This window comes from Comamonas odontotermitis, assembly GCF_040396735.1.
GTDB lineage: Bacteria > Pseudomonadota > Gammaproteobacteria > Burkholderiales > Burkholderiaceae_C > Comamonas > Comamonas odontotermitis_C.
Map to the genome: position 1 here is coordinate 32,748 of NZ_JBEBNZ010000024.1, position 22,147 is coordinate 54,894.

A 22,147-nucleotide genomic window follows, 5' to 3' on the forward strand; every position below is an offset into this window, starting at 1 on the left:
ATGCAGCAATTGCTACACGCTCTTATTTAGAGAGCACCCTTGGTGGAAGGGATGACGCCCGCCATGCGCTCATCATGCTCCAGCGCAAAGCGTAGCGCACGTGCAAAGGCCTTGAAGATGGTTTCACATTGGTGGTGGGCGTTGAACCCCTTGAGGTTGTCGATGTGCAGGGTAACGCCCGCATGGTTCACAAACCCCTGGAAGAACTCATACACCAGCTGCGTGTCGAACTGGCCGATGCTACCTGCGGTGAACTTGACTTCCATGTGCAGGCCGGGGCGGCCCGAGAAGTCGATCACCACGCGCGAGAGCGCTTCGTCCAGCGGCACATAGGCGTGGCCGTAGCGGCGGATGCCTTTCTTGTCGCCCACGGCCTTGGCAAAGGCCTGGCCCAGGGTGATGCCGATGTCTTCGACTGTGTGATGCCCGTCAATGTGCAAGTCGCCTGCGCATTCGATGTCCAGATCGATCAGGCCGTGGCGGGCGATCTGGTCGAGCATGTGGTCGAGAAACCCGATGCCGGAGTGAAGGCGCGCCTTGCCGGTGCCGTCGAGGTTGACGCGCACGGCGATGCGGGTTTCCGCCGTGTTGCGCTGCACCTCGGCGATGCGGGGCAGTGGTTGGGCTGCAGAGGGGATGATATTGCTCATAGGCTTTCTTTCAATGCCGCCAGCATCTGGGCGTTTTCTTCGCGGGTGCCCACGGTCAGGCGCAGGCAGTTGTTCAACAGGGGGTGCATGGCAGAGACGTTCTTCACCAGTACACCGCGCGCCTTCATCTCGGCCTGCACCCGGCCTGCATCGCGCACGCGCAGCAGCACCATGTTCGCCTCGGACGGCCAGACTTTCTCGACACCGGCAATGGCCACCAGCGCGTCGATCAGCGGCTGGCGTTCAGCGCGGATGGCCGCGGCCTGCTCCGCGTAGAGCGCTTCGTGCTCCAGCGCAAAGATAGCAGCTTCGCAATTGAGCACGCTCACGTTGTAGGGCGGCCGCACCTTGTCCAGCTCATTGACGATGGCCGCAGGCCCGATCAGGTAGCCCAGGCGCGCGCCCGCAAGGCCAAACTTGGAGAGCGTGCGCATCAAAAGCACATGCGCGTTGCGCTGCGGCTCTGCCTGCATGCGGGTGATCCAGCTGCGGCAGGCAAAGGGCTGGTAGGCCTCGTCCATCACCACCAGGCCTCCCACCTGCGCTACCGCATCGATGACGGCCTGCACCTTGTCTTCATCCCACAGCGTGGCCGTGGGGTTGTTGGGATAGGCGAGGTAGGTGATGGCAGGCTGGCGGGTGGCTATCGCCGCCTGCATGGCGGGCACGTCCAGGTCAAAATCGGCCGTCAGATCGACACCGATGAAGTCCAGCCCCTGCAGCTTGGCCGACAGCGGGTACATGACAAAGCCGGGCATCGGCGCGAGCATGGTGGCGCGGCCGCCCTGGGCAGGCTGCGCAGTAGCCAGCGCCAGCAGAGTGATGAGTTCGTCCGAACCATTGCCCAGCAGCACGACCGAGCCCGCCGGCGCGCCTGCATAGCTGGCCAGCATGTTTTTCAGGACTTCCTGGCGCTCGCCCGGGTAGCGGTTGATTTCGAGGGCTCCCAGCCGCTCGCCCAGCTGCTTTTGCAGCTCGGAAGGCAGGCGGTACGGGTTCTCCATCGTGTCCATCTTCAGCAGGCCTTGCGAGGCCTGCACATGGTAGCCCTGCATGGCGCGCACATCGGCGCGGATGCGTTGCAGGGCTTTGGACTGGGTGTCTGGAACGGTCATGGGGTGGAGTCTTTCACACAGGGCACGGGTTGACCAATTGGGACGGCGCTTAGAACGTGTTTACGATCTCTACGCAGCACGAGGAGATCGTAAACACGTTCTTACGCCTTCTCTTCTTGGGGAGCGGACTGCAGCAGCGGGTGCAGCACGGTCACGCCGCCAAACTCTGCACCATGGGGCAGGTGCAGGCTCAGCATGTGGCGGCAGCCGCTGTGCTGGGCGCAGGCCACAGCCAGACAGTCGCCAAAATCCAAGGCATGGCGGGCCTGCACGGCCCATGCGGTCTCCAGCGTGGCGGCATCGGTTTTCCATGGCGTCCAGGTCTGGTAACGGCGGATGGCAGCCCGGGCATCGCCCTGGGGCATGGGGTTGGCGGCAGTGGTGACCTGATCGTAGAACTCGGTGAGGGCCTGGCTGCCGGTGCGGCCCGTGCGTGTGCGCCAGAGCCAGTCGAGCCAGCCCAGGGTGGCCTCGTACAGCGCGCCGTCCGATACGTTTTCGGATGCGATCAGGACCGAGGTGTCCACAAACACCGTGCTCATGCCTGCTCCTTCTTGTCGCTGGGGTTATTTTTGCCATTTTGGCCACCAGCGCGCACCAATTGTGCACTGCGCGCTTCCTTTTCAGCAGCGCCAACGCCGCCCTGCCAGGTGCGCTCGTCGGTACGCCAGGCGAGATAGGCCCGCTCGTAGGTGTCTTCGCGCTGCTTCATCTCGGCCATGAAGTCGCCTACCATGCGCGAAACACTGGTACCCCGGCGGGCCGCCTCTACGCGCGCCCACTCCAGCACACTGTCGTCCACGGTGATGGTCAAATTCTTCATGGATCGAAGTTTACACGAATTTCGTGCCACACGAAATTCGTGCTTCAAAACACAGCCCCGCCGACCCATTCACCCTGGCTTTCGGCCCATGCCATGATGGCGGCCATCTCTAGTGCCACCCATGTCGATCACCTCTTCCTCGCCCTCCTCCTGCACGCTGCAGGATCTGACCGCCGTGCTGACCCGCCACCACCCCTGGACGGTGCTCACCGGTGCCGGCATCAGCACCGGCAGCGGAATTCCCGACTACCGCGACGAGCACGGTGCATGGAAGCGCCCCGCCCCGGTCAATTTCCAGGACTTCATGGCACATGCCACCACGCGCCAGCGCTACTGGGCGCGCAGCCTGGCAGGCTGGCCCGTTTTTTCACAGGCGCGGCCCAATCTTGCACACCAGGCGCTCGCGCAGCTGGAGCACGCAGGCTTGGTGCAAGCCGTCATCACGCAGAATGTTGACGGCCTGCACCAGCAGGCAGGCAGCCGCAATGTGGTGGATCTGCACGGCCGCCTCGACGAGGTCATCTGCATGGGCTGCGGCACCATCAGCCCACGTGCCGCTTTTCAACATGCGCTGGTGGCCGCCAACCCGCATTGGCACCACCACAATGCACCTGCCGCACCGGATGGCGATGCCGACCTGAGCGGCGTGGATTTTTCAGCCTTTTCGGTACCTGCGTGCCCGGTGTGCGGCGGCATTCTGAAGCCCCATGTGGTGTTTTACGGCGAGAATGTGCCGCTTGCCCGCAAGCAATATGCGATGGAGCAGCTCGGTGCCAGCCGCGCCCTGCTGGTGGTCGGCAGCTCGCTCATGGTCTATTCCGGCCTGCGCTTCGTGCATGCGGCCAAGCAGCAGGGATTGCCAGTGGCAGCCATCAACCTGGGCGCCACGCGAGCCGATGCCGAGCTGGATTTCAAACTGCGCGCGCCCTGTGACGAGGCCCTGGCCCAGCTGTCTGCCGTGCTGAAAGCGCCTGCGGGCAACCCCAGCCCGTAGCCACACCGCCAGCAACCGCTGTCGATCCAGGCCACCAGTGCGGCCCGGAGCGTTTACAGTGTGCCCCTGCATCGCCCGTTCATCCGCCATTTGATTTTGCTCAACCTCTCATGACCAGCGCCTCTCTGCCGTCAACACCCCTGCCGCGTGCCCTTTTCTGGATCGCAGCCATTTATGCGCTGGCCTGGTCGCTCGTACCGCCCTTTCTTGCACCCAGCTTTCCACTGGACGTTGTGGAGAGCCTGGGCTGGGGCCGGGAGTGGCAATGGGGTACCTACAAGCACCCACCGCTACCCCCTATTGCGCTGCATGTGTTCTGGGTGGCGTTTGGCCGCTTTGGACCCTTCATTCTGAGCCAGCTGTGCGTTGGCCTGACGCTGTGGCTGGTGTGGCTCACGGCCTGCCGCCTCGTCTCGCGCGACCGCGCACTGATCGGCACGGTGTTGACCATGGGCGTGGTCTTCTACACCCGGCCTGCGCTGGAGTTCAACCACAACATCGCGCAGATGCCTTTCTGGGCGGGCATCTGCTACTTCTATCTGGCCGCCTGGCAAGACGGAAAACTGCGCCAGTGGCTGGCCCTGGGCCTGTTGGCGGGCGTGGGGCTGCTGTGCAAGTATTCCATCGGCCTGCTGCTGGCATGCCTGGCGCTTTTCACCGTGCTGACACCGGCGCGCAGCGTGTTGCGCCAGCCCGGCCCGTGGCTGTCCATTGGGGCCATGGCGCTCGTCTTTGCCCCGCACGCTCTCTGGCTGCAGCAGAACGACTGGCTGCCTTTTGCCTATGCGCAGGGGCGCGCCGCCAAGGTCGGCTCCTCGCCGCAGATGGGGGCCCTGTCCTTTCTGCTGACCCAGATGCTCAACCACCTGCCGCTCCTGCTGGTGGTGCTGTTCGCCTGGGCGCGAACCCGATTCACCAAGCAGCTGCCACCTGTGCAACCCGGCTGGCACATCCACAGCAGCCAGCCGCGTTACCTGCTGCTGATCGCTCTGGCCCCGGGCCTGCTGCTGGTACTGGTGGGCCTGCTGGCCGGAGTGCGCCTGCGTGACATGTGGGGCGTTCCCATCTGGCCCTTCACCGGCTTGCTGGTAGCCAGTCTGCTGCCTACGGCGTGGCTTGCCAGCATGCGGCCCTACCTGCTGCGCGGCATCACCGTATGGCTGGTGCTGATTTCGCTGCTCTCAGGCTCGTACCTGGCCTACGTGCACGACTGGCGCAAGCGCCCCGTGCGCTCCGACTGGCCCGCCGCAGCCCTGGCCCAGCAGGCCAACCAGACCTGGAACCAGCTCTCCACCTGCCCGCTGAACACCGTGGCCGGCGATGCCTGGACCGCTGGCTTGATTGCCATCCACACGCCCAGCCAGCCATCGGTACTGCTTTTTGGCGACCCGCGCTTTACCCCGTGGGTGACGGCCGAGCGCGTGCAGCGCCACGGCGCGCTCTGGGCATGGAGACCGGAAGACGCCGAGGACGGAGAGCCAGCGCCGGTGGCCGTTCTGCAAGACCTGGGCAGCCGCCCCGATATGCGGATGCAGGAAGGCACCTGGAGCATTCCCTGGCCACGCGCACAAAAGCAGCAGCCGCTGGTGGTGCAATGGCGGGCATATGTGCCTGCGGCCTGCGAGCGGCGTTGAACCAGTCGCCCGGCACAGCTGCTGGCGTGCCGGGTGGTTCAGGACACCGTACGGGCCAAGAGCCTTAACGCTTCAGCCGCATTTCCGCCGCGCGGGCATGGCCCTGCAGGCCTTCGCCATAGGCGAGCACGGAAGCTGTTTTGCCCAAAATCTGCGCACCGGCTTCGCTCACTTCGATGAGGCTGGAGCGCTTCTGGAAATCGTACACACCCAGGGGTGACGAAAAGCGCGCCGTACCGCTGGTGGGCAGCACGTGGTTGGGGCCAGCGCAGTAGTCGCCCAGGCTTTCGCTGGTGTAGGCGCCCAGGAAGATCGCGCCTGCATGGCGCAGCAATGGCTCCCAACGGTGCGGGTCGCTGCTGGAGACTTCCAGATGCTCAGGAGCAATGCGGTTGGAGATGGCGCAGGCCTCTTCCATATCGCGCGTCAGGATCAGCGCGCCACGGTCGGTCAGGCTCTTGGCGATGATGGCCATGCGCGGCATCTCGGGCAGCAGTCGGTCAATTTCGCGCTGCACGGCCTCGATGTAGGCGGCATCGGGGCACAGCAGAATGGACTGCGCCAACTCGTCATGCTCGGCCTGGCTGAACAGGTCCATCGCCACCCACTCGGGGGGCGTCGTGCCGTCGGCCAGCACCAGAATCTCGGAGGGCCCGGCAATCATGTCGATGCCCACGATGCCGAACACGCGCTTCTTGGCGCTGGCCACATAGGCGTTGCCGGGGCCGGTGATCTTGTCCACCTTGGGAATGGTGGCCGTGCCGTAGGCCAGGGCCGCTACGGCCTGCGCGCCGCCGATGGTGAAGGCCCGGTGTACACCCGCCACATAGGCGGCAGCCAGCACCAGCGCATTCTTTTCGCCTTTGGGCGTTGGCACGACCATGATGATGTCCTGCACACCTGCCACATGGGCGGGGATTGCGTTCATCAGCACGCTGGAGGGATAGGCCGCCTTGCCGCCCGGCACGTAGATGCCCACGCGGTCCAGCGGCGTGACCTTCTGGCCCAGCAGCGTGCCGTCTTCGTCGCGGTAGCTCCAGCTTTCGCCATTGGCCTTCTTCTGCGCCTCATGGTAGCTGCGCACGCGGCGTGCGGCCGATTCCAGGGCCTCGCGCTGCTCGGAGGGCAGGCCCTCGAAGGCCGCCTTGAGTTCGTCCTGTTTGAGCTCCAGCGCAGCCATGCCCTCGGCCTGCAGACCATCGAAGCGTGCGGTGTACTCCAGCACAGCCGCATCGCCGCGCTTTTGCACATCGGCCAGGATGTCTGCCACGCGCTGCTCGATGGCTGCATCCGTATCGGCCGACCAATGCAGGCGCTGCGCAAAATCATGCTCAAAAGTGGCACTAGCAGTTGACAGTCGGGCGGGAGCAGCTACGAATTCCATAGTGATTACCAGGGTGTGAAGTCCATCATTTTCCATGTCTTGGCCATCAGGATCCCGTGAGGAAGGCAATCGACCGGGTGGCCAAGAAAGGGATCAGTTGTTTTTGGCAATGCCTGCCGCAAACACATCAATGATATGGCGCAGGCGCTGCTGCTTGAGCTTGAGCGCGGCCTGGTTGACCACCAGGTGCGAGCTGATATCGATGATGTGCTCGACCTCCTTGAGGTTGTTGGCCTTGAGCGTGTTGCCGGTGCTCACCAGATCGACAATGGCATCGGCCAGGCCTGTGAGCGGCGCCAGCTCCATGCTGCCGTAGAGCTTGATCAGGTCGACGTGTACGCCCTTGTTGGCAAAGAACTCGCGCGCGATCTCGGTGTACTTGGTGGCCACGCGCAGGCGGGCACCACGCTTGACGGCCTGCTCATAGTCAAAATCGTTGCGCACTGCCACGCTCACGCGGCACTTGGCAATCTGCAGATCCAGTGGCTGGAACAAGCCGCTGCCGCCATGCTCCAGCAAGGTGTCCTTGCCGGTCACACCGGCATCGGCGCCGCCATACTGCACATAGGTGGGAACATCGGTGGCACGCACCAGCACCACCTGCACATCGGGCTGGGTGGTGGGGAAAATCAGCTTGCGCGACTTTTCCGGGTCTTCCAGCACCTCGATGCCGGCAGCGGCCAGCAGTGGCAGGGTTTCGTCAAAGATGCGGCCCTTGGAGAGGGCCAGGGTGATCATGGTGTTCTTGTCCATGGAAGCACTTTCGCTGCTGATTTTGAATGAAACCAGCCATCAGCGCATGGTGGATGCGCGCCAGCAGCTATCAAAACAATAGTATCAAACCGATTGCGCCGCCCACTCGGCGGGCGTGAGGGTCTTCATCGACAGGGCATGCACCTCGTCGGTGTGCATTTTCTGGCCCAGCGTGGCGTAGACCAACTGGTGCCGCTGAATCAGGCGCTTGCCTTCAAATGCGGGCGAGACGATGGTGGCAAACCAGTGGCGGCCATCGCCTTCCAGCGAGATATGGTCGCAGGCGAGGCCCGCGGCAATGATGTTTTGAAGTTCGTCAGCAGTCATTTCAGTTTCTGATTTTGTAGCCGGTGCGCAGCAGATGCACGGCCAGTGCGCTCACCAACAGCCATGCCACGCCCACAATGCCCAGGCTCAGCCAGGGCGAGGTATCGCTCTGGCCGAAAAAGCCGTAGCGGAAGCCGTCGATCATGTAGAAGAACGGGTTGAGGTGGCTGACCTTCTGCCAGAACGGCGGCAGCGACTGGATGGAATAGAACACGCCCGAGAGGAATGTCATTGGCACGATGACGAAGTTCTGGAACGCAGCCATCTGGTCGAACTTGTCGGCCCACAGCCCGGCAATCAGGCCCAGAGTGCCCATGAGCGCAGCGCCCAATACCGCAAACATCAGGGCCCAGGGCAGCGACGCGAAATGGGGCGGCGCAAAGAACAAGGTGACCACGTACACGCCCACGCCCACCGCCAGGCCGCGCACCACGGCCGCGCCCACAAAGGCAAAGAACCAGCCCCAGTGCGACAGCGGCGTGAGCAGCACGAACACCAGGCTGCCCATGATCTTGCTTTGCACGAGGCTCGATGAGCTGTTGGCAAATGCGTTCTGCAGCAGGCTCATCATCACGAGGCCGGGCACCAGGAATGCGGTGTAGCTGACGTCGTTGAACACCGTCACCCGGCCTTGCAGCACATGGCCAAAGATCAACAGGTACAGCACGGCGGTCAGCACCGGTGCCGCAATGGTCTGGAAGCTCACCTTCCAAAAGCGCAGCACCTCTTTGTAGAACAGGGTTTGCCAGCCGTTCATCGCGCCACCCCCTGGCCCAGCTGGGCAGTGGCGTGGGGGGATGCGGCATCGCGGGACATCACTTGCAAGAACACATCCTCCAGGTCCGCGCGGCGGATCTCCAGATCTTCCACGGGAACGCCCACGCTGCGCAACTGCGCCAGAATGCGCTCCACATCGACCGCGCTGGCAGCGGGCAGCTGTACGATGCGGCCGGTGATGCGGGCCTGCGCAGCCAGGTCGGCAGGCAACAGCGCATCGGTCTTGAACTGCAGCACGTTGGACGAGCCGCCCTGCAGCAGCTCGGCCATGGTGGAGAGCGCAACGATATGGCCCGAGCGCAGCATTGCGATGCGGTTGCACAGGGCTTCGGCCTCCTCCAGGTAATGGGTGGTGAGCAGCACCGTATGGCCCTGCTTGTTGAGCTTGCTGACAAACTGCCACAGCGTCTGGCGCAATTCCACGTCCACGCCTGCCGTAGGCTCGTCGAGCACGATGATGGGTGGTTTGTGCACCAGCGCCTGCGCCACCAGCACGCGGCGCTTCATGCCGCCCGAGAGCTGGCGCATGTTGGCGTTGGCCTTGTCGGCCAGGCCCAGGCTCTCCAGCAATTCGTCAATCCAGGCATCGTTGTTTTTGACCCCGAAGTAGCCAGACTGGATGCGCAGCGACTCGCGCACGTTGAAGAAGGGATCGAACACCAGCTCCTGCGGCACGATGCCCAGCTTGCGGCGCGCATTGGCATAGTCCTCCCGCACGTCGCTGCCGAGCACCTTGACGGAGCCGCCGCTGGCGCGGGCCAGGCCCGCCAGAATGCTGATCATGGTCGTCTTGCCAGCACCATTGGGGCCGAGCAGGCCAAAGAATTCGCCTTCCTCGATGTCGAGGTTGACGTTATTCAATGCCTGGAAAGAACCCTTGGCAGTCTGGTAGACCTTGGAGACGGATTGGAAGGCGATGGCGGACATGAGCCAGCCATTGTAGGCGCAGCGCGCGCGGGCTGCTGAACTGGGGAGAAAGATGCAACAGGGGTGCTTTAAGCGTAGCCTGCAGCAGGGTTATGCCACCTGCAGCATGCCATCGACGCCATAGAGGCGCGCCAGCGATGCAACGGCCGCCGGCAGGCCCGCCACCTGAAAAGTCTGGCCTGCGGCCAGCGCCGTGCGCCGGCATTCCAGCAATACGGCTAGCGCCGCAGAATCGAAGACCGCCAGCGCGCTGGCATCCACCACCGCTGCGCTGCCTGCTGGCAACTGCGCCAAGCCCGCCTGCAATTGCTGCAGGCAGGCGGTGGCCTGGGCGTTGGTGAGAGTGGATGGCAGGCGCAGCGCGGTCATGGCTTACTTGCCTGCGTTGGCCTTGTTGCGGGCCACGATGGAGTCGATCAGCGTCTGGGGACTGCCACCGGGCTTGTTCAGCTCCTGCTGGAACTGGTTGCGGTAGGTCTCCACCATCCAGATGCCCATCACGTTCAGGTTGTAGATCTTCCAGCCCATGCCTTGGCCAGGCGTCTTCTCCAGGCGGTAGTCGAGCTGAATCGGATCGCCACGGCCCAGGATCTCGGAGCGCACCACCACTTCCTTGTCGCCTTCCTGCATGCGCACGGGCTTGACGCTGATGGTCTGGTCGCTCACCTGGTGCAGGGCGCCCGCATAGGTGTTGACCATCAGCTTCTTGAACTCGTCCTGCAGCTGTTGCTGCTGGGCCGCCGTGGCAGTGCGCCACTTGGGGCCGACGGCAGACGCCATCATGCGACGGAAATCCACATTGGGCATCACCACGCTGTCGACGTAGGAGGTGATCTTGCTCACATCGCCTGCGCGGATGCTCTGGTCGGTCTTCAGGGTGTTCAGCACCTGTTCAGACAGTTGCTTGATCATGGCGTCGGGAGCCATGTCGGCAGCGCTCGCTGCCAGCGGCGCTCCCGCGAGGCATGCCACTGCAGCCCACGCGGCAGAGTATTGCACCCATGCGCGACGATTCATCATGTCCATTCCTTTCAAGCAGCCTTCTGCAAGTGCAGATGACTGCATTTTTGACGCGAACGCCGACGGAGAAGTTCAATCCGGCGTGTGTCTGGTGTAAATCTTTATGTCTTACTTCTTGAACACCTTGCCCATCGGGGCGGGCTCGGCAGCGGATTCGTTCATCCACTGGGTCTCGTCCTCCACCTCGTCAGGCGTTGCAGCACGGTGGCGCAGCTGCAGGTAGGCGTCGCGGGTGAAGCTGTACTTGTCGAGCGCTGCAGCCTCCACCAGCGAGGTGGTGCCCAGCAGGTTGGCGCGGGTGTTGACTACGCGCAACGCATAGATGGAGTTGCGCGCGCCTATGTCGTTGACGTAGCCAACGGGATCGCCTTGCCAGTCCACGACAAAGCCCACCGAGTCACGCACCGACGAAGGGCCGAGCAGCGGCCAGACAATATAGGCGCCAGCAGGCATGCCGTAATGCGCCATGGTCAGGCCAAAATCCTGCTTGCGGCGCTCGATGTCCATGTCCGAGGCGATGTCGATCAGGCCGCCGAGACCGAACACCGTGTTGGTGGTAAAACGCACCACGCTGTTGTAGGTGCCCTCGCCCTTGAGCTGCAAGGCGTTGTTGACGACAGACCACAGATCGCCCAAGTTGGAAAAGAAATTGGTCACAGCCGTGCGCACGGGCTTGGGCGTGATGTCCTTGTAGCCGGTGGCCACAGGCTCCAGCACCGCGTTGTCCAGCGCGTCATTGAACTTGAACACCGCACGGTTGTAGGGCTCCAGCGGGTCGCGGGGGTCGGCATTGGGGCCGGTGGCACAGCCGGCCATCAGGGCACTGGCACCCAGCGCCCCGGCCATCATCCAGCTGCGGCGCGCGCCAAATCGGGGTTGCGTCTTGGTCATCGTTGTTCTCTTGTTATATCTAGGATTATTCTTGCGGCTTGGCGCTCGCGCCTTCCGAAGCCTTGCCATACAGGAACTGGCCAATCAGATTTTCCAGCACCACGGCCGACTGGGTGTTGGTGATGGTGTCACCGGCAGCAAGGGTTTTCTCGTCATAGCCTGGCTCGACGCCCACATACTGGTCGCCCAGCAGGCCGCTGGTCAGGATCTTGAACGAGCTGTCCTTGGGAAAGGCATAGCCGTTGTTCAACTCCAGGTGCACATCGGCCTGGAAGGTCTTGTCATTGAACGTAATGTTCTTGACCTTGCCCACCTTGACGCCAGCGCTGCGCACCGCCGCCTGCGGCTTGAGGCCGCCAATGTTATCGAAGCGGGCAGTGACCTCATAGCCCTTGCTGAAATCCAGGGTCAGCAGGTTGCCCGCCTTGAGCGCCAGAAACACCAGCGCGGCAGCTCCCAGCATCACGAACAGGCCGACCCAAAAATCGGTTTTAGAGGGTTGCATATGCAAATCCGTTTCTTGTCACTCTATTTTCTATAGCATCAAATACTGAACATGGTTGCGGTGAGCAGGAAATCCAGCGCCAGCACCGCCAGCGATGCCATCACCACCGTGCGCGTGGTGGCGCGCGACACGCCCTCAGGCGTGGGCTTGGCCACGTAGCCCTGCAGCAGCGCCACAAAGGTCACCGTCACACCGAACACGAAGCTCTTGATGACGCCATTGCCCAGATCGGTCAGCACATCGACGCCATTCTGCATCTGGCCCCAGAAGGCGCCGCCGTCGATATTGAGCATCAGCACGCCCACGATCCAGCCGCCGACCACGCCCACTGCGCTGAACACGGCCGCCAGCAAAGGCATGGTGATGAGGCCCGCCCAAAAGCGCGGTGCCAGGATGCGCTCCACGGGATCGACCGCCATCATCTCCATGGCAGACAGTTGCTCGCCGGCTTTCATCAGGCCGATTTCGGCCGTGAGTGCCGTGCCGGCACGCCCGGCAAACAGCAAGGCGGTCACCACGGGCCCGAGTTCGCGCAGCAGGGTCAGTGCCACCATCATGCCCACGGCTTCGGTCGAGCCGTAGCGCTGCAGGATGTAGTAGCCCTGCAGGCCCAGCACAAAGCCCACGAACAGGCCCGACACGCCGATGATGGCGAGCGAATAATTGCCCAGAAAGTGAATCTGGTCGCGCAGCAGCGCCGGGCGCTTGAGTACGTAGCCCAGTGCGCCCACCAAGCGCAGCAGCAACCGCGTAGCCTGGCCTACGCCCACCGCCTTGCTGCGCAATGCAAAACCAATGTCGGAAGGGTGCCACCAACGCATCAGCGGCCTCCTTTCCTGGCAGCCGCGCCTGGGCCGGCTGCAACTGAGCCGGCCACGCCTGAGCCGCCCGCTCCGAAGTCTTCTTCCATGCTGGGCCCTGGAACATGAAAAGGCACAGGGCCCTGTGGCAGTGCTCCCACAAACTGGTGCACCAGTGGGTCGGTGCTGGCCTTCACCTCTTCGGGCGAACCTTGTGCGGCCACCACGCCCGGGCCCAGAATGATCACCTGATCGGCCAGCTTGAATGTTTCTTCAACATCGTGCGAGACGATGATGGTCGTCAGTCCCATGGCGTCGTTGAGCTCACGGATCAGCTGCGCCGAGGTGCCCAGCGAAATCGGGTCCAGCCCGGCAAAGGGCTCGTCATACATGATGAATTCGGGATCAAGCGCAATCGCCCGCGCCAGCGCCACGCGCCGCGCCATGCCGCCCGATATCTGCGAGGGCATCAGATCGCGCGCGCCACGCAGACCCACGGCCTGCAGCTTCATCAGCACAATGTCGCGGATCAGCGGTTCTGCCAGATCGGTGTGCTCGCGCAGCGGAAACGCCACGTTCTCGAACACGCTCATGTCAGTGAACAGCGCGCCAAACTGGAACAGCATGCCCATGCGGCGCCGTGCTGCATACAGCTGGGCCTGGCTCATCGCACCCACATCCTGCCCGCCCACCAGCACTTCGCCAGCCTGGGCGCGCACCTGGCCGCCAATCAGCCGCAGGATCGTGGTTTTTCCGCCGCCGGACGCCCCCATCAGCGCCGTTACCTTGCCGCGCGGAATCGTCAGCGACACATCGCGCAGGATGGTGCGGTCGCCATATCCAAAGGTGACGTTGCGTAGCTCTGCGAGTGGTGTGGAAGCGGTAGATGGCATAGAAAAACCGGATGGAACCGGCTTGATCATCATACGTGATCGCCGTCATCCTCATTGTCGTCAATTGGTGAACGCAGCGACCTTCTGGCAGCAACATTTGCAACAAACATTCACGCATGTATTTATAGCATCACATCGCCACTTTGCCAGCGGGAGGCCCCTTGCCGCCGCAGGCTATTGGCGCGGCGGTTGCACGATTTGCTGCAGTGCGGCAGCCCTGCGCCATCGACCCACGGCGCTGCTATGAAAAATTCTTTTTCAATAGCAAAAAGCGCCCGGCAGACGGGCGCTTGAGGTCAATATGGCCACTCCGGCAGCATCTTTCTGCGCGCTGGAGCTTTCCCTTTCGCTCGCTCAGAGCATGTTTTCCAGAAACGACCGGATGCGCGGGTGGCTGCATTCCTCAAAAAAGGCCCTCGCCTGCTTGGCCTCGATCAGCTCACCCTGGTCCATGAACACAACGGTATTGGCCACTTCCCGGGCAAAGCCCATTTCGTGCGTGACCACCAGCATGGTCATGTGCTCTTCGGCCAGCTCGCGCATGGTGCGCAGCACTTCGCCGGTCAGCTCCGGGTCCAGCGCGGAGGTCGGCTCGTCAAACAGCATGATGTCCGGCTCCATGGCCAGTGCGCGCGCAATGGCCACGCGCTGCTTCTGGCCGCCCGACAGGCGGGCGGGGTAGGCATCGGCCTTTTCCGACAGGCCCACCTTGCGCAGCAGCGCCTGCGCCTTGGGCATGATCTGGTCGCGCGTCATGCCCTTGACGATCATCGGTGCCTCGATGATGTTTTCCAGCACCGTCAGGTGCGGGAAGAGGTTGAACGACTGAAACACCATGCCCATGCGGCGCAGAATGGTGCGCAGTTCGGCGTCGGGCACATACTGCGCCACGCCCTGGGCATTGTTCTGCACCAGGGTGGCGCCGCCCACCACGACGGAGCCGGAATCGATTACCTCCAGGTGGTTCAGGCAGCGCAGGAATGTGCTCTTGCCCGAGCCCGACGGTCCGATCACTGCCACGACCTCGCCCTTGTGGATATCGAGCGACACGCCCTTGAGCACCTCGGCACCGCCGAAGGCCTTGTGGATGCCGCGGGCCTGCACCATGACGCCCGCCTGGGTGAAATCAAGCGTCGTACTTGGCATAGCGTTTCTCCAAACGGTTGAAGCCCCAGGTCAGCACCAGGGTCATGATGAGATAGAAGGCCGCAGCCACCACGAAAGGCGTGGTGGTGAAATCGCGCTGAACGATCCCACGCGCGGCGCGCAGCAGGTCGTTCAGTGCCAGCACGTAGATCAGCGAGGTGTCCTTGACCAGGGTGATGGTTTCGTTGCTGACCGGCGGCAGGATGGTGCGGATCATCTGCGGCAGCACGATGCGGCGCATGGTCTGGCCATACGACAGGCCCAGCACTTTGGCGCCTTCGTACTGGCCACGGTCCACGCTCTGGATGCCGGCACGGAAGATTTCGGCAAAGTAGGCGGCGTAGTTGAGCGCAAACGCCACCACGGCCGCAGGAAAATCAGGCAGGCGAACGCCGACCACTGGCACGAACGGCAGCGCAAAGTAGATGAACAGCAACTGCAGCATCAAGGGCGTGCCGCGCATCAGCCAGATGTAGCCCTCGACCAGGCGCGAGAGCCATTTGAAGGGCGAGATACGCGCCAGCGCCAATGCCAGGCCCAACGGCACCGACAGCACCAGAGTGATGACAAACAGCTTGAGAGTCACCAGGGCGCCATTGGAGAGCGGCCCCAGAAGTGAAATTACATAATCCATCGCATGCCCTCAGGTGGCGCCCTGCCTCGCGCGCCGTATGCCTGACGGTGTGCGGCGCATCTCGCCGCCACACACTTCTATCAAAAAGAGAGCTGGTGGCGCTCATCCACATTGAACTTCAATGGCTTTCATGCCAAAGAGTCAATATGGCTGCGCGCTACCAGCTATGTTTTTTGCAGATTTCTTGCACCAGCAGGGCGCGGTGTGCACCCTGCAATCCGCTATCAGTGCTTGATCACGTCCGCGCCAAACCACTTCTTGGCGATCTCTTCGGCCTTGCCATCCTTCTTCATTTCGCCCAGCACGTCGTTGATCTTGTTGCGGGTGGCCTCGTCGTCCTTGCGGAAGCCCACGCCATAGTCTTCGGTGCCGAAGTCGTCTGCGAGCACCACATAGTTGTCAGGCTTCTTGTTGACCAGGTAGCGGCCCACCACTTCGTCCACCACCACCACATCCAGGCGGCCGGCTTCCACGTCCATCAGCGCAGCAATGTTGTCGCCAAACAGCTTGGTTTCCTTGAACTTGGACGACAGTTCCTTGTCCTTTTCCATCGCCGTCACGGCACTGGAGCCTTCCTGAGCGCCTACCACCTTGCCAGCCATGTCGGCCTTGGTCTTGATGGGCGAGCCAGCCTTCACGATGATGATCTGCTTGTTGACCATGTACGGATCGGTGAACAGGATCTTTTCCTTGCGCTCTTCCAGAATCGTCAGGCCGTTCCACAGCGCATCCACGCGCTTGCCCAGCAACTCGGCTTCCTTGGCGTTCCAGTCGATGGGCTTGAATTCCACTTCGATGCCCGCGCGTTTGGCCGCTTCGCGGGCCATGTCGATGTCAAAACCCACGATTTCGTTCTTCTCGTCACGGAAACCCATGGGCGGGAAGTTGTCGTCCAGGCCCACCACCAGCTTGGAAGCCACAGCAGCGACCGGTGCAGGCGCTGGCGCCGGCGTTTCTGCCGCAGGCTTGGGAGCTTCATTCTTGCTGCAAGCGGCAAGCAGGGCAGACAGCGCCAGGGTGGCAACGAAGGAACGTTTTTTCATGGTGTCCAACAACGCAAAGAGAAAGACAAAATAAGAGCACCTGGCTTGTTCGGGACAAGATACCAAGTGCGGGCGAAGCGGGTATTGTCTCCGATCACACGAATTTCGTGTCGCCTTTATGGAAAACTCTGCCGGGCTAGTCGGACGTCGGCAAGCCGCTACGATGGCGACCCTGGCTGGCACAGGCTGGCCCCTGCCGTGATTTTCAATGGAATATGCCGCCAGCGCTTACCCAAAAAGCGCTGGCAGCTATCAAACTATGACCACCCTCTCGCCCGCACTGCGCAAGGCCTTTGAAGAAACCCAGTACCACGTGCTGCACCAAGCACCCTTTGGCTTGCAGGTGGGCCAGCCCCAGCCCGTGCTCACGGCTCTCTACCAGCAGCACCAGACCGATTGCGCCTGCCTCATCACCGCCTTCAACCCCATGGGCGAATTGCTGGACAAGGACGAAAACATCGAGCGCCATGCCCAGTTGGGCCGCGCCCTGGGCGCCGCCGGCTACGCGGCACTGCCCACCGTGGCCCAGCACCCTGCCAACGGCTGGCCCGCCGAACCGGGCTTTCTCGTCATCGGCATGGGCCGCGAAGATGCCCAGCGCTGGGCCGCCGAATGGGAACAGCTGGCGGTGCTGTGGACCGCAGCCGATACTGTGCCCCAGTTGCTGGAAACCCGGGTGCCAGGCTGGATGCGCTGACCGCCAGAATCGGCCCGGCTGAGGGGCGCGAATGCGGATCTCGATGGCGCCCCCCGCCCCTTGCCTGCTTGGCTTGCATCCATGAAAGGAAAACACATGCTGTTGATTGTTGGTACCGTCCGCCTGCCTGCCGCCAACCTGGAGCGCGCCAGACCTGCGATGCGTGCGATGGTGCAGGCCTCGCGCGCCGAGGCCGGGTGCCTGGAGTACAGCTATGGCGAAGACGTGCTGGAGCCGGGCCTGATCCATGTGAAGGAGTTGTGGAGTGACCAGACCGCGCTGGACGCGCATTTCGCATCCAGCCACATCCAAACCTGGCGCGCCGCATGGCCTGCGCTGGAGATGGGTGACAGAAACCTGCGCGTCTATGATGTAGGATCGCCGCGCAGCACCTGATGTGCGGCTTGCCCTCCAACCTTGCGGAAAAGTATTGACGATGCCTGATTTCAACAACTGGCTGGCCTTTGCCCTCATCTCGCTGGGCATGGTGCTGACACCAGGGCCCAACATGGTCTACCTGATCTCGCGCTCCATCTGCCAGGGGCGCACCGCAGGTCTGATCTCCCTGGGCGGTGTGGCACTGGGCTTTGTGTTCTACATGGTGTGCGCGGCTCTGGGCATCACCGCCATCGTGATGGCCATCCCATTTGCCTATGATGCGCTGCGCATTGGCGGCGCGCTGTATCTGCTGTACCTGGCGTGGCAAGCCGTCAAACCCGGGGGGCGCTCACCGTTCGAAGTGCGGCAACTGCCGCAGGACAGCCCGCGAAAACTGTTTGCCATGGGCTTTCTCACCAACCTGCTCAATCCCAAGATTGCCGTGATGTACCTGTCGCTGCTGCCCCAGTTCATCACCCCCGCGCATGGCAGCGTCTTTTCGCAGTCCATCGCATTGGGCTTGACGCAGATCGTGATCAGCGTCAGCGTGAATGCCGCCATCGCAATGCTGGCAGGCTCCATCGCCGTGTTTTTGGCGCAGCGCCCCAGCTGGATACAGGTTCAGCGCTGGTTGATGGGCACCGTACTGGCGGGTCTTGCCCTGCGGATGCTGACCGAGGCGCGCAAGTAGCCCGGCCGCAGCAGGTCGGGAGCGCGCACAAGCCTACAACTGGCGCGCGTGAAAGCGCAGGTGCTCATCCATGAAGGTCTGGATGAAGTAGTAGCCGTGGTCGTAGCCCGCATGGCGGCGCAGCGTGAGCGGCTGGCCTGCCTTGGCGCAGGCAGCCTCGAAGGCTTCGGGCAGCAGTTGCTTTTCGAGCAGAAACTTGTCGGCCAGCCCCTGGTCGATCAGGATGCCTGCCGGGTATGGCGCCTGCGACTGCGCGGTCATCAGCTCGGTGGCATCATGCTGCGCCCACGCTGCCTGGTTGTCGCCCAGGTAGCCGGAAAAGGCTTTCTGGCCCCAAGGGCAGTGAATGGGGTTGGCAATGGGTGCAAAGGCCGATACCGATTTGAACACCCCGGGATGGCGCAGCGCCAGGGTCAGCGCCCCATGGCCGCCCATGCTGTGACCCAAAATACCCAGGCGCTGCAGATCGACGGGCAGCCTGGCGCCCACCAGCGGTAGCAGGTCATGGAGGATGTAGCTTTCCATGCGCCAATGCAGCGCCCAGGGCTTGGCGGTGGCATCGAGGTAAAAACCGGCCCCCACGCCAAAATCCCAGCTCTCCGATTCACCTTGCAGGCCCGCGCCGCGCGGGCTGGTGTCACACGTCAGCAGAGCCACATTCAGCTCGGCAGCCAGGCGCTGCGCTGCAGCCTTGACCATGAAAGTCTCTTCGGTGCAGGTGAGCCCTGCCAGGTACATCAGCACAGGCACCTTTTCACCCTCAACTGCCTTGGGCGGCAGATAGATGGAGAACTTCATCACCAGACCCGTCTCGCTGGAGAAGTGCTCGTAGAAGCGCTGCGCACCGCCAAAAGAGGCATGGGCGGCGTTGAGCTTGAGGGTAGAGGTGGCGTCAACCATGGAAATCCTTTTTTAATTCACTGCGTCGTCTTGCCAGGGCGGGCCGCAGGCATGCCTGCCTGTTGTGCTGCCGCGCGCAGTTTGTCTTTCTTGCTCATGCGCTTGCCCTTGATGCCGCCGTTGTTTCCGTCTTCCTGCGGCTGGAGCGTGGGCTCGGGCTCGGTCACCGGATAGGAGGGCAACTGCTCCAGCTCCACAGCAAGCGCATTGCGTTTGGCAATCAGCTTCCAGTGCGCCAGGCTTGCGGGCGTGACGAGGCTGATGGCCAGGCCGCTCAGCCCTGCGCGGCCTGTGCGGCCAATGCGGTGGGTGTAATCGGTCGGCGAGCGCGGCAGGTCGTAGTTGACGACCAGCGGCAGCGCATCGACATGGATGCCACGCGCTGCCAGATCGGTAGTGATCAGCACCTGCCACTGGCTGCTGCGAAACTCCTGCAGCACCTGCTGGCGTGCGCCCTGGCTCAGCTCGCCATGGAAGGCCGTGGCGTTGATGCCCCGGTCGTACAGCTTGTTGGCCACGTGCTCCGCGCTGTAGCGGCTGGCCACGAACACCAGCATGCGCTGGCCCTTGTACTGCTCGATCAGATCGCGCAGCACCGGCGTGCGCTTGGCGGCATCCACGTACAGCGCGCGCTGCTCGATGGTGGCGTCTTCCAGGTGGGTGGATGCGATCTCGACCCGCGCATGGCCGTCGCACAGCAGCTGGGGCACCAGGGCCTGCACGGCGGGGGCAAACGTGGCAGACAGCAGCAGGGTCTGGCGCTGCGCCTTGGCGGGCACCAGGGCCAGCACGCGGTTCAGCTCGTCGGCAAAACCCAGGTCCATCAGGCGGTCGGCCTCGTCCAGCACCAGGGTGCGAATGGTGTCCAGCCGCAGTTTGCTGTGGTCCACCACATCCAGCAGACGCCCGGGGGTGGCAATCACCATGTCCACGCCCCCGCGCAGGGCCAGCAGTTGCGGATTGATGGATACACCGCCCGTGAGCACCGCCACCTTGGGGCGGCGGCCCAGTGCCTCGCCCACAAAATAGACCAGCTCTGCCACCTGCGTGGCCAGCTCACGCGTGGGCACCAGAACCAGGGCCTGGGTTTCACGCGTCCCGGGCCTGTCGCCCGCGTCGCTCAGCATCCAGGCCTGCAACAGCGGCAGCACGTAGGCGGCAGTCTTGCCCGAGCCTGTGGGCGCGCAAGCCAGCAGGTCACCACCGTCCAGAATGGCGGGGATGGCTTGCTGCTGGATGGCCGTGGGCGCAATCAGCCCCTGCGATTGGGCGGCATGGGCGAGCGATGGCGCAAGGCCGAGTGTGGAGAAGGACATGGAGACAAGGGCGCGGCTGCTGCCGCAATAAAGCATTCAGCCCGCCATTGTCGGGCCTGCGGGCCGATTGCGTGCGGCGAGGTTTTATTCGGCGTAATTGACGACCGAGCGGATCGACTTGCCTTCATGCATCAGGTCGAATGCCTCGTTGATCTGCGCCAGACCCATGGTGTGGGTGACGAACGGTGCCAGCTGGATCTTGCCCGCCATCGCGTCTTCCACCATGCCAGGCAGTTGCGAGCGGCCCTTGACGCCGCCAAAGGCCGTGCCCATCCACTTGCGGCCGGTCACCAGCTGGAAGGGGCGGGTCGAAATCTCCTGCCCGCTGCCTGCCACACCGATGATGACGCTCTGGCCCCAGCCACGGTGCGCGCATTCGAGCGCGGCCCGCATGACGTGGACGTTGCCAATGCATTCAAAGCTGTGGTCCACACCCCAGCCGGTCATCTCGACGATCACCTGCTGGATCGGCTTGTCATGGTCCTTGGGGTTGACGCAGTCAGTGGCGCCAAAGGTGCGGGCCAGCTCGAACTTGCCAGGGTTGGTATCGACGGCGATGATGCGGCCGGCCTTGGCCAGCTTGGCGCCCTGAATGACTGCCAGGCCAATCCCACCCAGGCCGAACACGGCCACCGTGTCGCCTTCCTGCACCTTGGCGGTGTTCTTGACGGCGCCCAGGCCCGTGGTTACGCCGCAGCCCAGCAGGCAGACCTGCTCGGGGTTCGCATCGGGGTTGATCTTGGCCAGCGACACGGCGGCCACCACCGTGTATTCGCTGAACGTGGAGCATCCCATGTAGTGGTAGATGGGCTCGCCGTTGTACGAGAAGCGCGTGGTTCCGTCGGGCATCACGCCCTTGCCCTGGGTGGCGCGCACGGCGGTGCACAGATTGGTCTTGCCGCTTTTGCAGAACAGGCATTCACCGCATTCGGCGGTGTAGAGCGGAATCACATGGTCACCAGGCTTGACGCTGGTCACGCCCTCGCCCACTTCCACCACAATGCCTGCGCCTTCATGGCCCAGCACGGCGGGGAAGAGGCCTTCGGGATCATCGCCACTCAGCGTGAAGGCATCGGTGTGGCACACGCCAGTATGGGTGATCTTGACCAGCACCTCGCCCGCCTGGGGCGGCGCGACGTCGATCTCGACGATCTGCAGGGGCTCTCCGGCTTTGAAGGCAACAGCGGCGCGGGATTTCATGGGTGGACTCCTTGGGTCAAAAACGGGTGGAACGGTCAAACGCTGCCAGGGCAGCGCGCCTATTTGAGGTACGAGCGCAGCAGCGCCAGCATCTCTTCGATATCAGTCTGCGAGGGCGCGGGCTGCCTGGCCATGGTCTCGCGCAGATGGCTGTCGAGCAGATCAGCCATCAGGCCATGCACGGCGCCGCGCATCGCAGCCAGCTGCTGCAGGATGGGCGCGCAGTCGGTGCCCGCCTCCACCGCGCGCGCCAGCGCATCAGCCTGCCCACGAATGCGGTTCAGGCGCGTAATGGCACGGCGTTTGTCTTCGACCGAATGGGGCATGATGCAGGTTTTTGCAGATACTGGTAGACAGTATAAAAGATAAGCGCACAGCCAGTAATCTCAAAATCCAGAAAATTCACCATTACTCAGGGGGAGTACACCACCTTACGGGCCCAACCGTTCACCAGTTGCCAACAAAAAAGCCGCACACCTTCCGGTATGCGGCTTGGTTTTGCGGCGGTGAGTCAAAGGCAACCGTTCAGCTTGCCGTTTCACGAGACCCAAAGGGCGACCGGGAAGGCCGCCCCACCCTGTCAACGTGGCAGGTCGCTCTCCCCCATCAGGAACTCATCCACCGCGCGCGCTGCCTGGCGGCCTTCCCG

Annotated in this window: 27 protein-coding genes; 5 read left to right on the forward strand and 22 right to left on the reverse strand. The window is 63.1% G+C overall.

Annotated elements, in window-relative coordinates; translation table 11 throughout:
• Positions 1 to 26: 26 nt before the first annotated feature.
• From hisB to ACH2DG_RS17155, 4 genes are all read right to left on the reverse strand, one after another.
• Positions 27 to 650, reverse strand: coding sequence for an imidazoleglycerol-phosphate dehydratase HisB (gene hisB / locus ACH2DG_RS17140; protein ID WP_395025480.1), 624 nt, complete (start codon positions 648 to 650; stop codon positions 27 to 29).
• Entirely contained in the window at positions 647 to 1,765 is a 1,119-nt protein-coding gene (gene hisC / locus ACH2DG_RS17145; RefSeq protein WP_395025479.1) for a histidinol-phosphate transaminase, read from the reverse strand. Before hisC ends, hisB begins: the two co-directional genes overlap by 4 nt.
• 101 nt (positions 1,766 to 1,866) lie before the next feature.
• Positions 1,867 to 2,307: a PIN domain-containing protein gene (locus tag ACH2DG_RS17150; RefSeq protein ID WP_395025478.1), complete on the reverse strand. Its 441-nt coding sequence runs from the start codon at positions 2,305 to 2,307 to the stop codon at positions 1,867 to 1,869.
• Positions 2,304 to 2,588: a DUF6364 family protein gene (locus ACH2DG_RS17155; protein ID WP_395025476.1), complete on the reverse strand. Its 285-nt coding sequence runs from the start codon at positions 2,586 to 2,588 to the stop codon at positions 2,304 to 2,306. Before ACH2DG_RS17155 ends, ACH2DG_RS17150 begins: the two co-directional genes overlap by 4 nt.
• A 121-nt stretch (positions 2,589 to 2,709) precedes the next feature.
• Between ACH2DG_RS17155 and ACH2DG_RS17160 the strand changes: the two genes are divergently transcribed.
• Both ACH2DG_RS17160 and ACH2DG_RS17165 read left to right on the forward strand, forming a co-directional pair.
• The gene (locus tag ACH2DG_RS17160) at positions 2,710 to 3,582 is read left to right on the forward strand and encodes an NAD-dependent protein deacetylase (protein WP_395025475.1); all 873 of its coding nucleotides are present in this window, start codon (positions 2,710 to 2,712) and stop codon (positions 3,580 to 3,582) included.
• A gap of 110 nt (positions 3,583 to 3,692) precedes the next feature.
• On the forward strand, positions 3,693 to 5,216 hold the full coding sequence (locus ACH2DG_RS17165) for a glycosyltransferase family 39 protein (RefSeq protein WP_395025474.1): 1,524 nt from the start codon (positions 3,693 to 3,695) through the stop codon (positions 5,214 to 5,216).
• 64 nt (positions 5,217 to 5,280) lie between these two features.
• On the opposite strand, the gene hisD is transcribed toward ACH2DG_RS17165, so the two are convergent.
• From hisD to ACH2DG_RS17235, 14 genes are all read right to left on the reverse strand, one after another.
• The gene (gene hisD, locus ACH2DG_RS17170; RefSeq protein ID WP_395025473.1) at positions 5,281 to 6,600 is read right to left on the reverse strand and encodes a histidinol dehydrogenase; all 1,320 of its coding nucleotides are present in this window, start codon (positions 6,598 to 6,600) and stop codon (positions 5,281 to 5,283) included.
• A 93-nt stretch (positions 6,601 to 6,693) separates the two neighbouring features.
• Positions 6,694 to 7,338 carry an ATP phosphoribosyltransferase gene (hisG, locus tag ACH2DG_RS17175; protein WP_184707169.1) on the reverse strand — a complete coding sequence of 215 codons (645 nt, stop codon included), beginning with the start codon at positions 7,336 to 7,338 and terminating at the stop codon, positions 6,694 to 6,696.
• A 99-nt stretch (positions 7,339 to 7,437) separates the two neighbouring features.
• Positions 7,438 to 7,680: a BolA family protein gene (locus ACH2DG_RS17180; RefSeq protein WP_395025471.1), complete on the reverse strand. Its 243-nt coding sequence runs from the start codon at positions 7,678 to 7,680 to the stop codon at positions 7,438 to 7,440.
• A gap of 1 nt (position 7,681) precedes the next feature.
• Complete coding sequence (locus ACH2DG_RS17185; protein ID WP_224150211.1) at positions 7,682 to 8,437, reverse strand: ABC transporter permease; 756 nt, start codon at positions 8,435 to 8,437, stop codon at positions 7,682 to 7,684.
• A complete protein-coding gene (locus ACH2DG_RS17190) occupies positions 8,434 to 9,384 on the reverse strand; it encodes an ABC transporter ATP-binding protein (protein ID WP_395025469.1) in 951 nt (316 codons plus the stop codon). Before ACH2DG_RS17190 ends, ACH2DG_RS17185 begins: the two co-directional genes overlap by 4 nt.
• Before the next feature lie 90 nt (positions 9,385 to 9,474).
• Complete coding sequence (locus ACH2DG_RS17195; RefSeq protein WP_395025468.1) at positions 9,475 to 9,753, reverse strand: lipid asymmetry maintenance protein MlaB; 279 nt, start codon at positions 9,751 to 9,753, stop codon at positions 9,475 to 9,477.
• A gap of 3 nt (positions 9,754 to 9,756) precedes the next feature.
• Positions 9,757 to 10,404 (reverse strand): phospholipid-binding protein MlaC, encoded by a 648-nt coding sequence (locus ACH2DG_RS17200; RefSeq protein ID WP_395025467.1) that lies wholly within the window; start codon positions 10,402 to 10,404, stop codon positions 9,757 to 9,759.
• Positions 10,405 to 10,512: 108 nt separating this feature from the next.
• On the reverse strand, positions 10,513 to 11,295 hold the full coding sequence (locus tag ACH2DG_RS17205; RefSeq protein WP_395025466.1) for a VacJ family lipoprotein: 783 nt from the start codon (positions 11,293 to 11,295) through the stop codon (positions 10,513 to 10,515).
• A 25-nt stretch (positions 11,296 to 11,320) separates the two neighbouring features.
• A complete protein-coding gene (gene mlaD, locus ACH2DG_RS17210) occupies positions 11,321 to 11,800 on the reverse strand; it encodes an outer membrane lipid asymmetry maintenance protein MlaD (protein ID WP_184707030.1) in 480 nt (159 codons plus the stop codon).
• Between the two features lie 38 nt (positions 11,801 to 11,838).
• The gene (mlaE, locus tag ACH2DG_RS17215; RefSeq protein WP_395025465.1) at positions 11,839 to 12,621 is read right to left on the reverse strand and encodes a lipid asymmetry maintenance ABC transporter permease subunit MlaE; all 783 of its coding nucleotides are present in this window, start codon (positions 12,619 to 12,621) and stop codon (positions 11,839 to 11,841) included.
• Positions 12,621 to 13,493 carry an ABC transporter ATP-binding protein gene (locus ACH2DG_RS17220; RefSeq protein WP_395025463.1) on the reverse strand — a complete coding sequence of 291 codons (873 nt, stop codon included), beginning with the start codon at positions 13,491 to 13,493 and terminating at the stop codon, positions 12,621 to 12,623. Before ACH2DG_RS17220 ends, mlaE begins: the two co-directional genes overlap by 1 nt.
• 354 nt (positions 13,494 to 13,847) lie before the next feature.
• A complete protein-coding gene (locus tag ACH2DG_RS17225) occupies positions 13,848 to 14,639 on the reverse strand; it encodes an amino acid ABC transporter ATP-binding protein (RefSeq protein ID WP_395025462.1) in 792 nt (263 codons plus the stop codon).
• Positions 14,620 to 15,273: an amino acid ABC transporter permease gene (locus ACH2DG_RS17230; protein ID WP_224150217.1), complete on the reverse strand. Its 654-nt coding sequence runs from the start codon at positions 15,271 to 15,273 to the stop codon at positions 14,620 to 14,622. The genes ACH2DG_RS17225 and ACH2DG_RS17230 overlap by 20 nt, the downstream gene beginning before the upstream one ends.
• A gap of 224 nt (positions 15,274 to 15,497) precedes the next feature.
• Entirely contained in the window at positions 15,498 to 16,316 is an 819-nt protein-coding gene (locus ACH2DG_RS17235) for an amino acid ABC transporter substrate-binding protein (protein WP_395025461.1), read from the reverse strand.
• Positions 16,317 to 16,575: 259 nt separating this feature from the next.
• Here ACH2DG_RS17235 and ACH2DG_RS17240 point away from each other — a divergent pair, with 259 nt between their 5' ends.
• The 3 genes from ACH2DG_RS17240 (at position 16,576) to ACH2DG_RS17250 (ending at position 18,082) form a co-directional block, all read left to right on the forward strand.
• Positions 16,576 to 17,013: a DUF3293 domain-containing protein gene (locus ACH2DG_RS17240; protein WP_395025460.1), complete on the forward strand. Its 438-nt coding sequence runs from the start codon at positions 16,576 to 16,578 to the stop codon at positions 17,011 to 17,013.
• Between the two features lie 96 nt (positions 17,014 to 17,109).
• The gene (locus ACH2DG_RS17245; RefSeq protein ID WP_395025458.1) at positions 17,110 to 17,409 is read left to right on the forward strand and encodes a putative quinol monooxygenase; all 300 of its coding nucleotides are present in this window, start codon (positions 17,110 to 17,112) and stop codon (positions 17,407 to 17,409) included.
• A 40-nt stretch (positions 17,410 to 17,449) separates the two neighbouring features.
• Positions 17,450 to 18,082 carry a LysE family translocator gene (locus ACH2DG_RS17250; RefSeq protein WP_395025456.1) on the forward strand — a complete coding sequence of 211 codons (633 nt, stop codon included), beginning with the start codon at positions 17,450 to 17,452 and terminating at the stop codon, positions 18,080 to 18,082.
• Positions 18,083 to 18,115: 33 nt separating this feature from the next.
• Here ACH2DG_RS17250 and fghA read toward each other — a convergent pair whose 3' ends face one another.
• The 4 genes from fghA to ACH2DG_RS17270 form a co-directional block, all read right to left on the reverse strand.
• On the reverse strand, positions 18,116 to 18,982 hold the full coding sequence (gene fghA, locus ACH2DG_RS17255; RefSeq protein WP_395025455.1) for an S-formylglutathione hydrolase: 867 nt from the start codon (positions 18,980 to 18,982) through the stop codon (positions 18,116 to 18,118).
• 17 nt (positions 18,983 to 18,999) lie between these two features.
• Positions 19,000 to 20,298 carry a DEAD/DEAH box helicase gene (locus tag ACH2DG_RS17260; protein WP_395025453.1) on the reverse strand — a complete coding sequence of 433 codons (1,299 nt, stop codon included), beginning with the start codon at positions 20,296 to 20,298 and terminating at the stop codon, positions 19,000 to 19,002.
• Positions 20,299 to 20,382: 84 nt separating this feature from the next.
• Positions 20,383 to 21,498, reverse strand: a complete 1,116-nt coding sequence (locus ACH2DG_RS17265; RefSeq protein ID WP_395025452.1) for an S-(hydroxymethyl)glutathione dehydrogenase/class III alcohol dehydrogenase — start codon at positions 21,496 to 21,498, stop codon at positions 20,383 to 20,385.
• 59 nt (positions 21,499 to 21,557) lie between these two features.
• Positions 21,558 to 21,824 carry a metal/formaldehyde-sensitive transcriptional repressor gene (locus ACH2DG_RS17270; RefSeq protein ID WP_395025451.1) on the reverse strand — a complete coding sequence of 89 codons (267 nt, stop codon included), beginning with the start codon at positions 21,822 to 21,824 and terminating at the stop codon, positions 21,558 to 21,560.
• Between the last annotated feature and the right edge of the window lie 323 nt (positions 21,825 to 22,147).

What these genes read in the sequence shown, in the direction of transcription:
- hisB (WP_395025480.1), bottom strand. Translation starts at nt 650, where the DNA reads ATGAGCAATATCATCCCCTCTGCAGCCCAACCACTGCCCCGCATCGCC.
- hisC (WP_395025479.1), bottom strand. Translation starts at nt 1,765, where the DNA reads ATGACCGTTCCAGACACCCAGTCCAAAGCCCTGCAACGCATCCGCGCC.
- ACH2DG_RS17150 (WP_395025478.1), bottom strand. Translation starts at nt 2,307, where the DNA reads ATGAGCACGGTGTTTGTGGACACCTCGGTCCTGATCGCATCCGAAAAC.
- ACH2DG_RS17155 (WP_395025476.1), bottom strand. Translation starts at nt 2,588, where the DNA reads ATGAAGAATTTGACCATCACCGTGGACGACAGTGTGCTGGAGTGGGCG.
- ACH2DG_RS17160 (WP_395025475.1), top strand. Translation starts at nt 2,710, where the DNA reads ATGTCGATCACCTCTTCCTCGCCCTCCTCCTGCACGCTGCAGGATCTG.
- ACH2DG_RS17165 (WP_395025474.1), top strand. Translation starts at nt 3,693, where the DNA reads ATGACCAGCGCCTCTCTGCCGTCAACACCCCTGCCGCGTGCCCTTTTC.
- hisD (WP_395025473.1), bottom strand. Translation starts at nt 6,600, where the DNA reads ATGGAATTCGTAGCTGCTCCCGCCCGACTGTCAACTGCTAGTGCCACT.
- hisG (WP_184707169.1), bottom strand. Translation starts at nt 7,338, where the DNA reads ATGATCACCCTGGCCCTCTCCAAGGGCCGCATCTTTGACGAAACCCTG.
- ACH2DG_RS17180 (WP_395025471.1), bottom strand. Translation starts at nt 7,680, where the DNA reads ATGACTGCTGACGAACTTCAAAACATCATTGCCGCGGGCCTCGCCTGC.
- ACH2DG_RS17185 (WP_224150211.1), bottom strand. Translation starts at nt 8,437, where the DNA reads ATGAACGGCTGGCAAACCCTGTTCTACAAAGAGGTGCTGCGCTTTTGG.
- ACH2DG_RS17190 (WP_395025469.1), bottom strand. Translation starts at nt 9,384, where the DNA reads ATGTCCGCCATCGCCTTCCAATCCGTCTCCAAGGTCTACCAGACTGCC.
- ACH2DG_RS17195 (WP_395025468.1), bottom strand. Translation starts at nt 9,753, where the DNA reads ATGACCGCGCTGCGCCTGCCATCCACTCTCACCAACGCCCAGGCCACC.
- ACH2DG_RS17200 (WP_395025467.1), bottom strand. Translation starts at nt 10,404, where the DNA reads ATGATGAATCGTCGCGCATGGGTGCAATACTCTGCCGCGTGGGCTGCA.
- ACH2DG_RS17205 (WP_395025466.1), bottom strand. Translation starts at nt 11,295, where the DNA reads ATGACCAAGACGCAACCCCGATTTGGCGCGCGCCGCAGCTGGATGATG.
- mlaD (WP_184707030.1), bottom strand. Translation starts at nt 11,800, where the DNA reads ATGCAACCCTCTAAAACCGATTTTTGGGTCGGCCTGTTCGTGATGCTG.
- mlaE (WP_395025465.1), bottom strand. Translation starts at nt 12,621, where the DNA reads ATGCGTTGGTGGCACCCTTCCGACATTGGTTTTGCATTGCGCAGCAAG.
- ACH2DG_RS17220 (WP_395025463.1), bottom strand. Translation starts at nt 13,493, where the DNA reads ATGCCATCTACCGCTTCCACACCACTCGCAGAGCTACGCAACGTCACC.
- ACH2DG_RS17225 (WP_395025462.1), bottom strand. Translation starts at nt 14,639, where the DNA reads ATGCCAAGTACGACGCTTGATTTCACCCAGGCGGGCGTCATGGTGCAG.
- ACH2DG_RS17230 (WP_224150217.1), bottom strand. Translation starts at nt 15,273, where the DNA reads ATGGATTATGTAATTTCACTTCTGGGGCCGCTCTCCAATGGCGCCCTG.
- ACH2DG_RS17235 (WP_395025461.1), bottom strand. Translation starts at nt 16,316, where the DNA reads ATGAAAAAACGTTCCTTCGTTGCCACCCTGGCGCTGTCTGCCCTGCTT.
- ACH2DG_RS17240 (WP_395025460.1), top strand. Translation starts at nt 16,576, where the DNA reads ATGACCACCCTCTCGCCCGCACTGCGCAAGGCCTTTGAAGAAACCCAG.
- ACH2DG_RS17245 (WP_395025458.1), top strand. Translation starts at nt 17,110, where the DNA reads ATGCTGTTGATTGTTGGTACCGTCCGCCTGCCTGCCGCCAACCTGGAG.
- ACH2DG_RS17250 (WP_395025456.1), top strand. Translation starts at nt 17,450, where the DNA reads ATGCCTGATTTCAACAACTGGCTGGCCTTTGCCCTCATCTCGCTGGGC.
- fghA (WP_395025455.1), bottom strand. Translation starts at nt 18,982, where the DNA reads ATGGTTGACGCCACCTCTACCCTCAAGCTCAACGCCGCCCATGCCTCT.
- ACH2DG_RS17260 (WP_395025453.1), bottom strand. Translation starts at nt 20,298, where the DNA reads ATGTCCTTCTCCACACTCGGCCTTGCGCCATCGCTCGCCCATGCCGCC.
- ACH2DG_RS17265 (WP_395025452.1), bottom strand. Translation starts at nt 21,498, where the DNA reads ATGAAATCCCGCGCCGCTGTTGCCTTCAAAGCCGGAGAGCCCCTGCAG.
- ACH2DG_RS17270 (WP_395025451.1), bottom strand. Translation starts at nt 21,824, where the DNA reads ATGCCCCATTCGGTCGAAGACAAACGCCGTGCCATTACGCGCCTGAAC.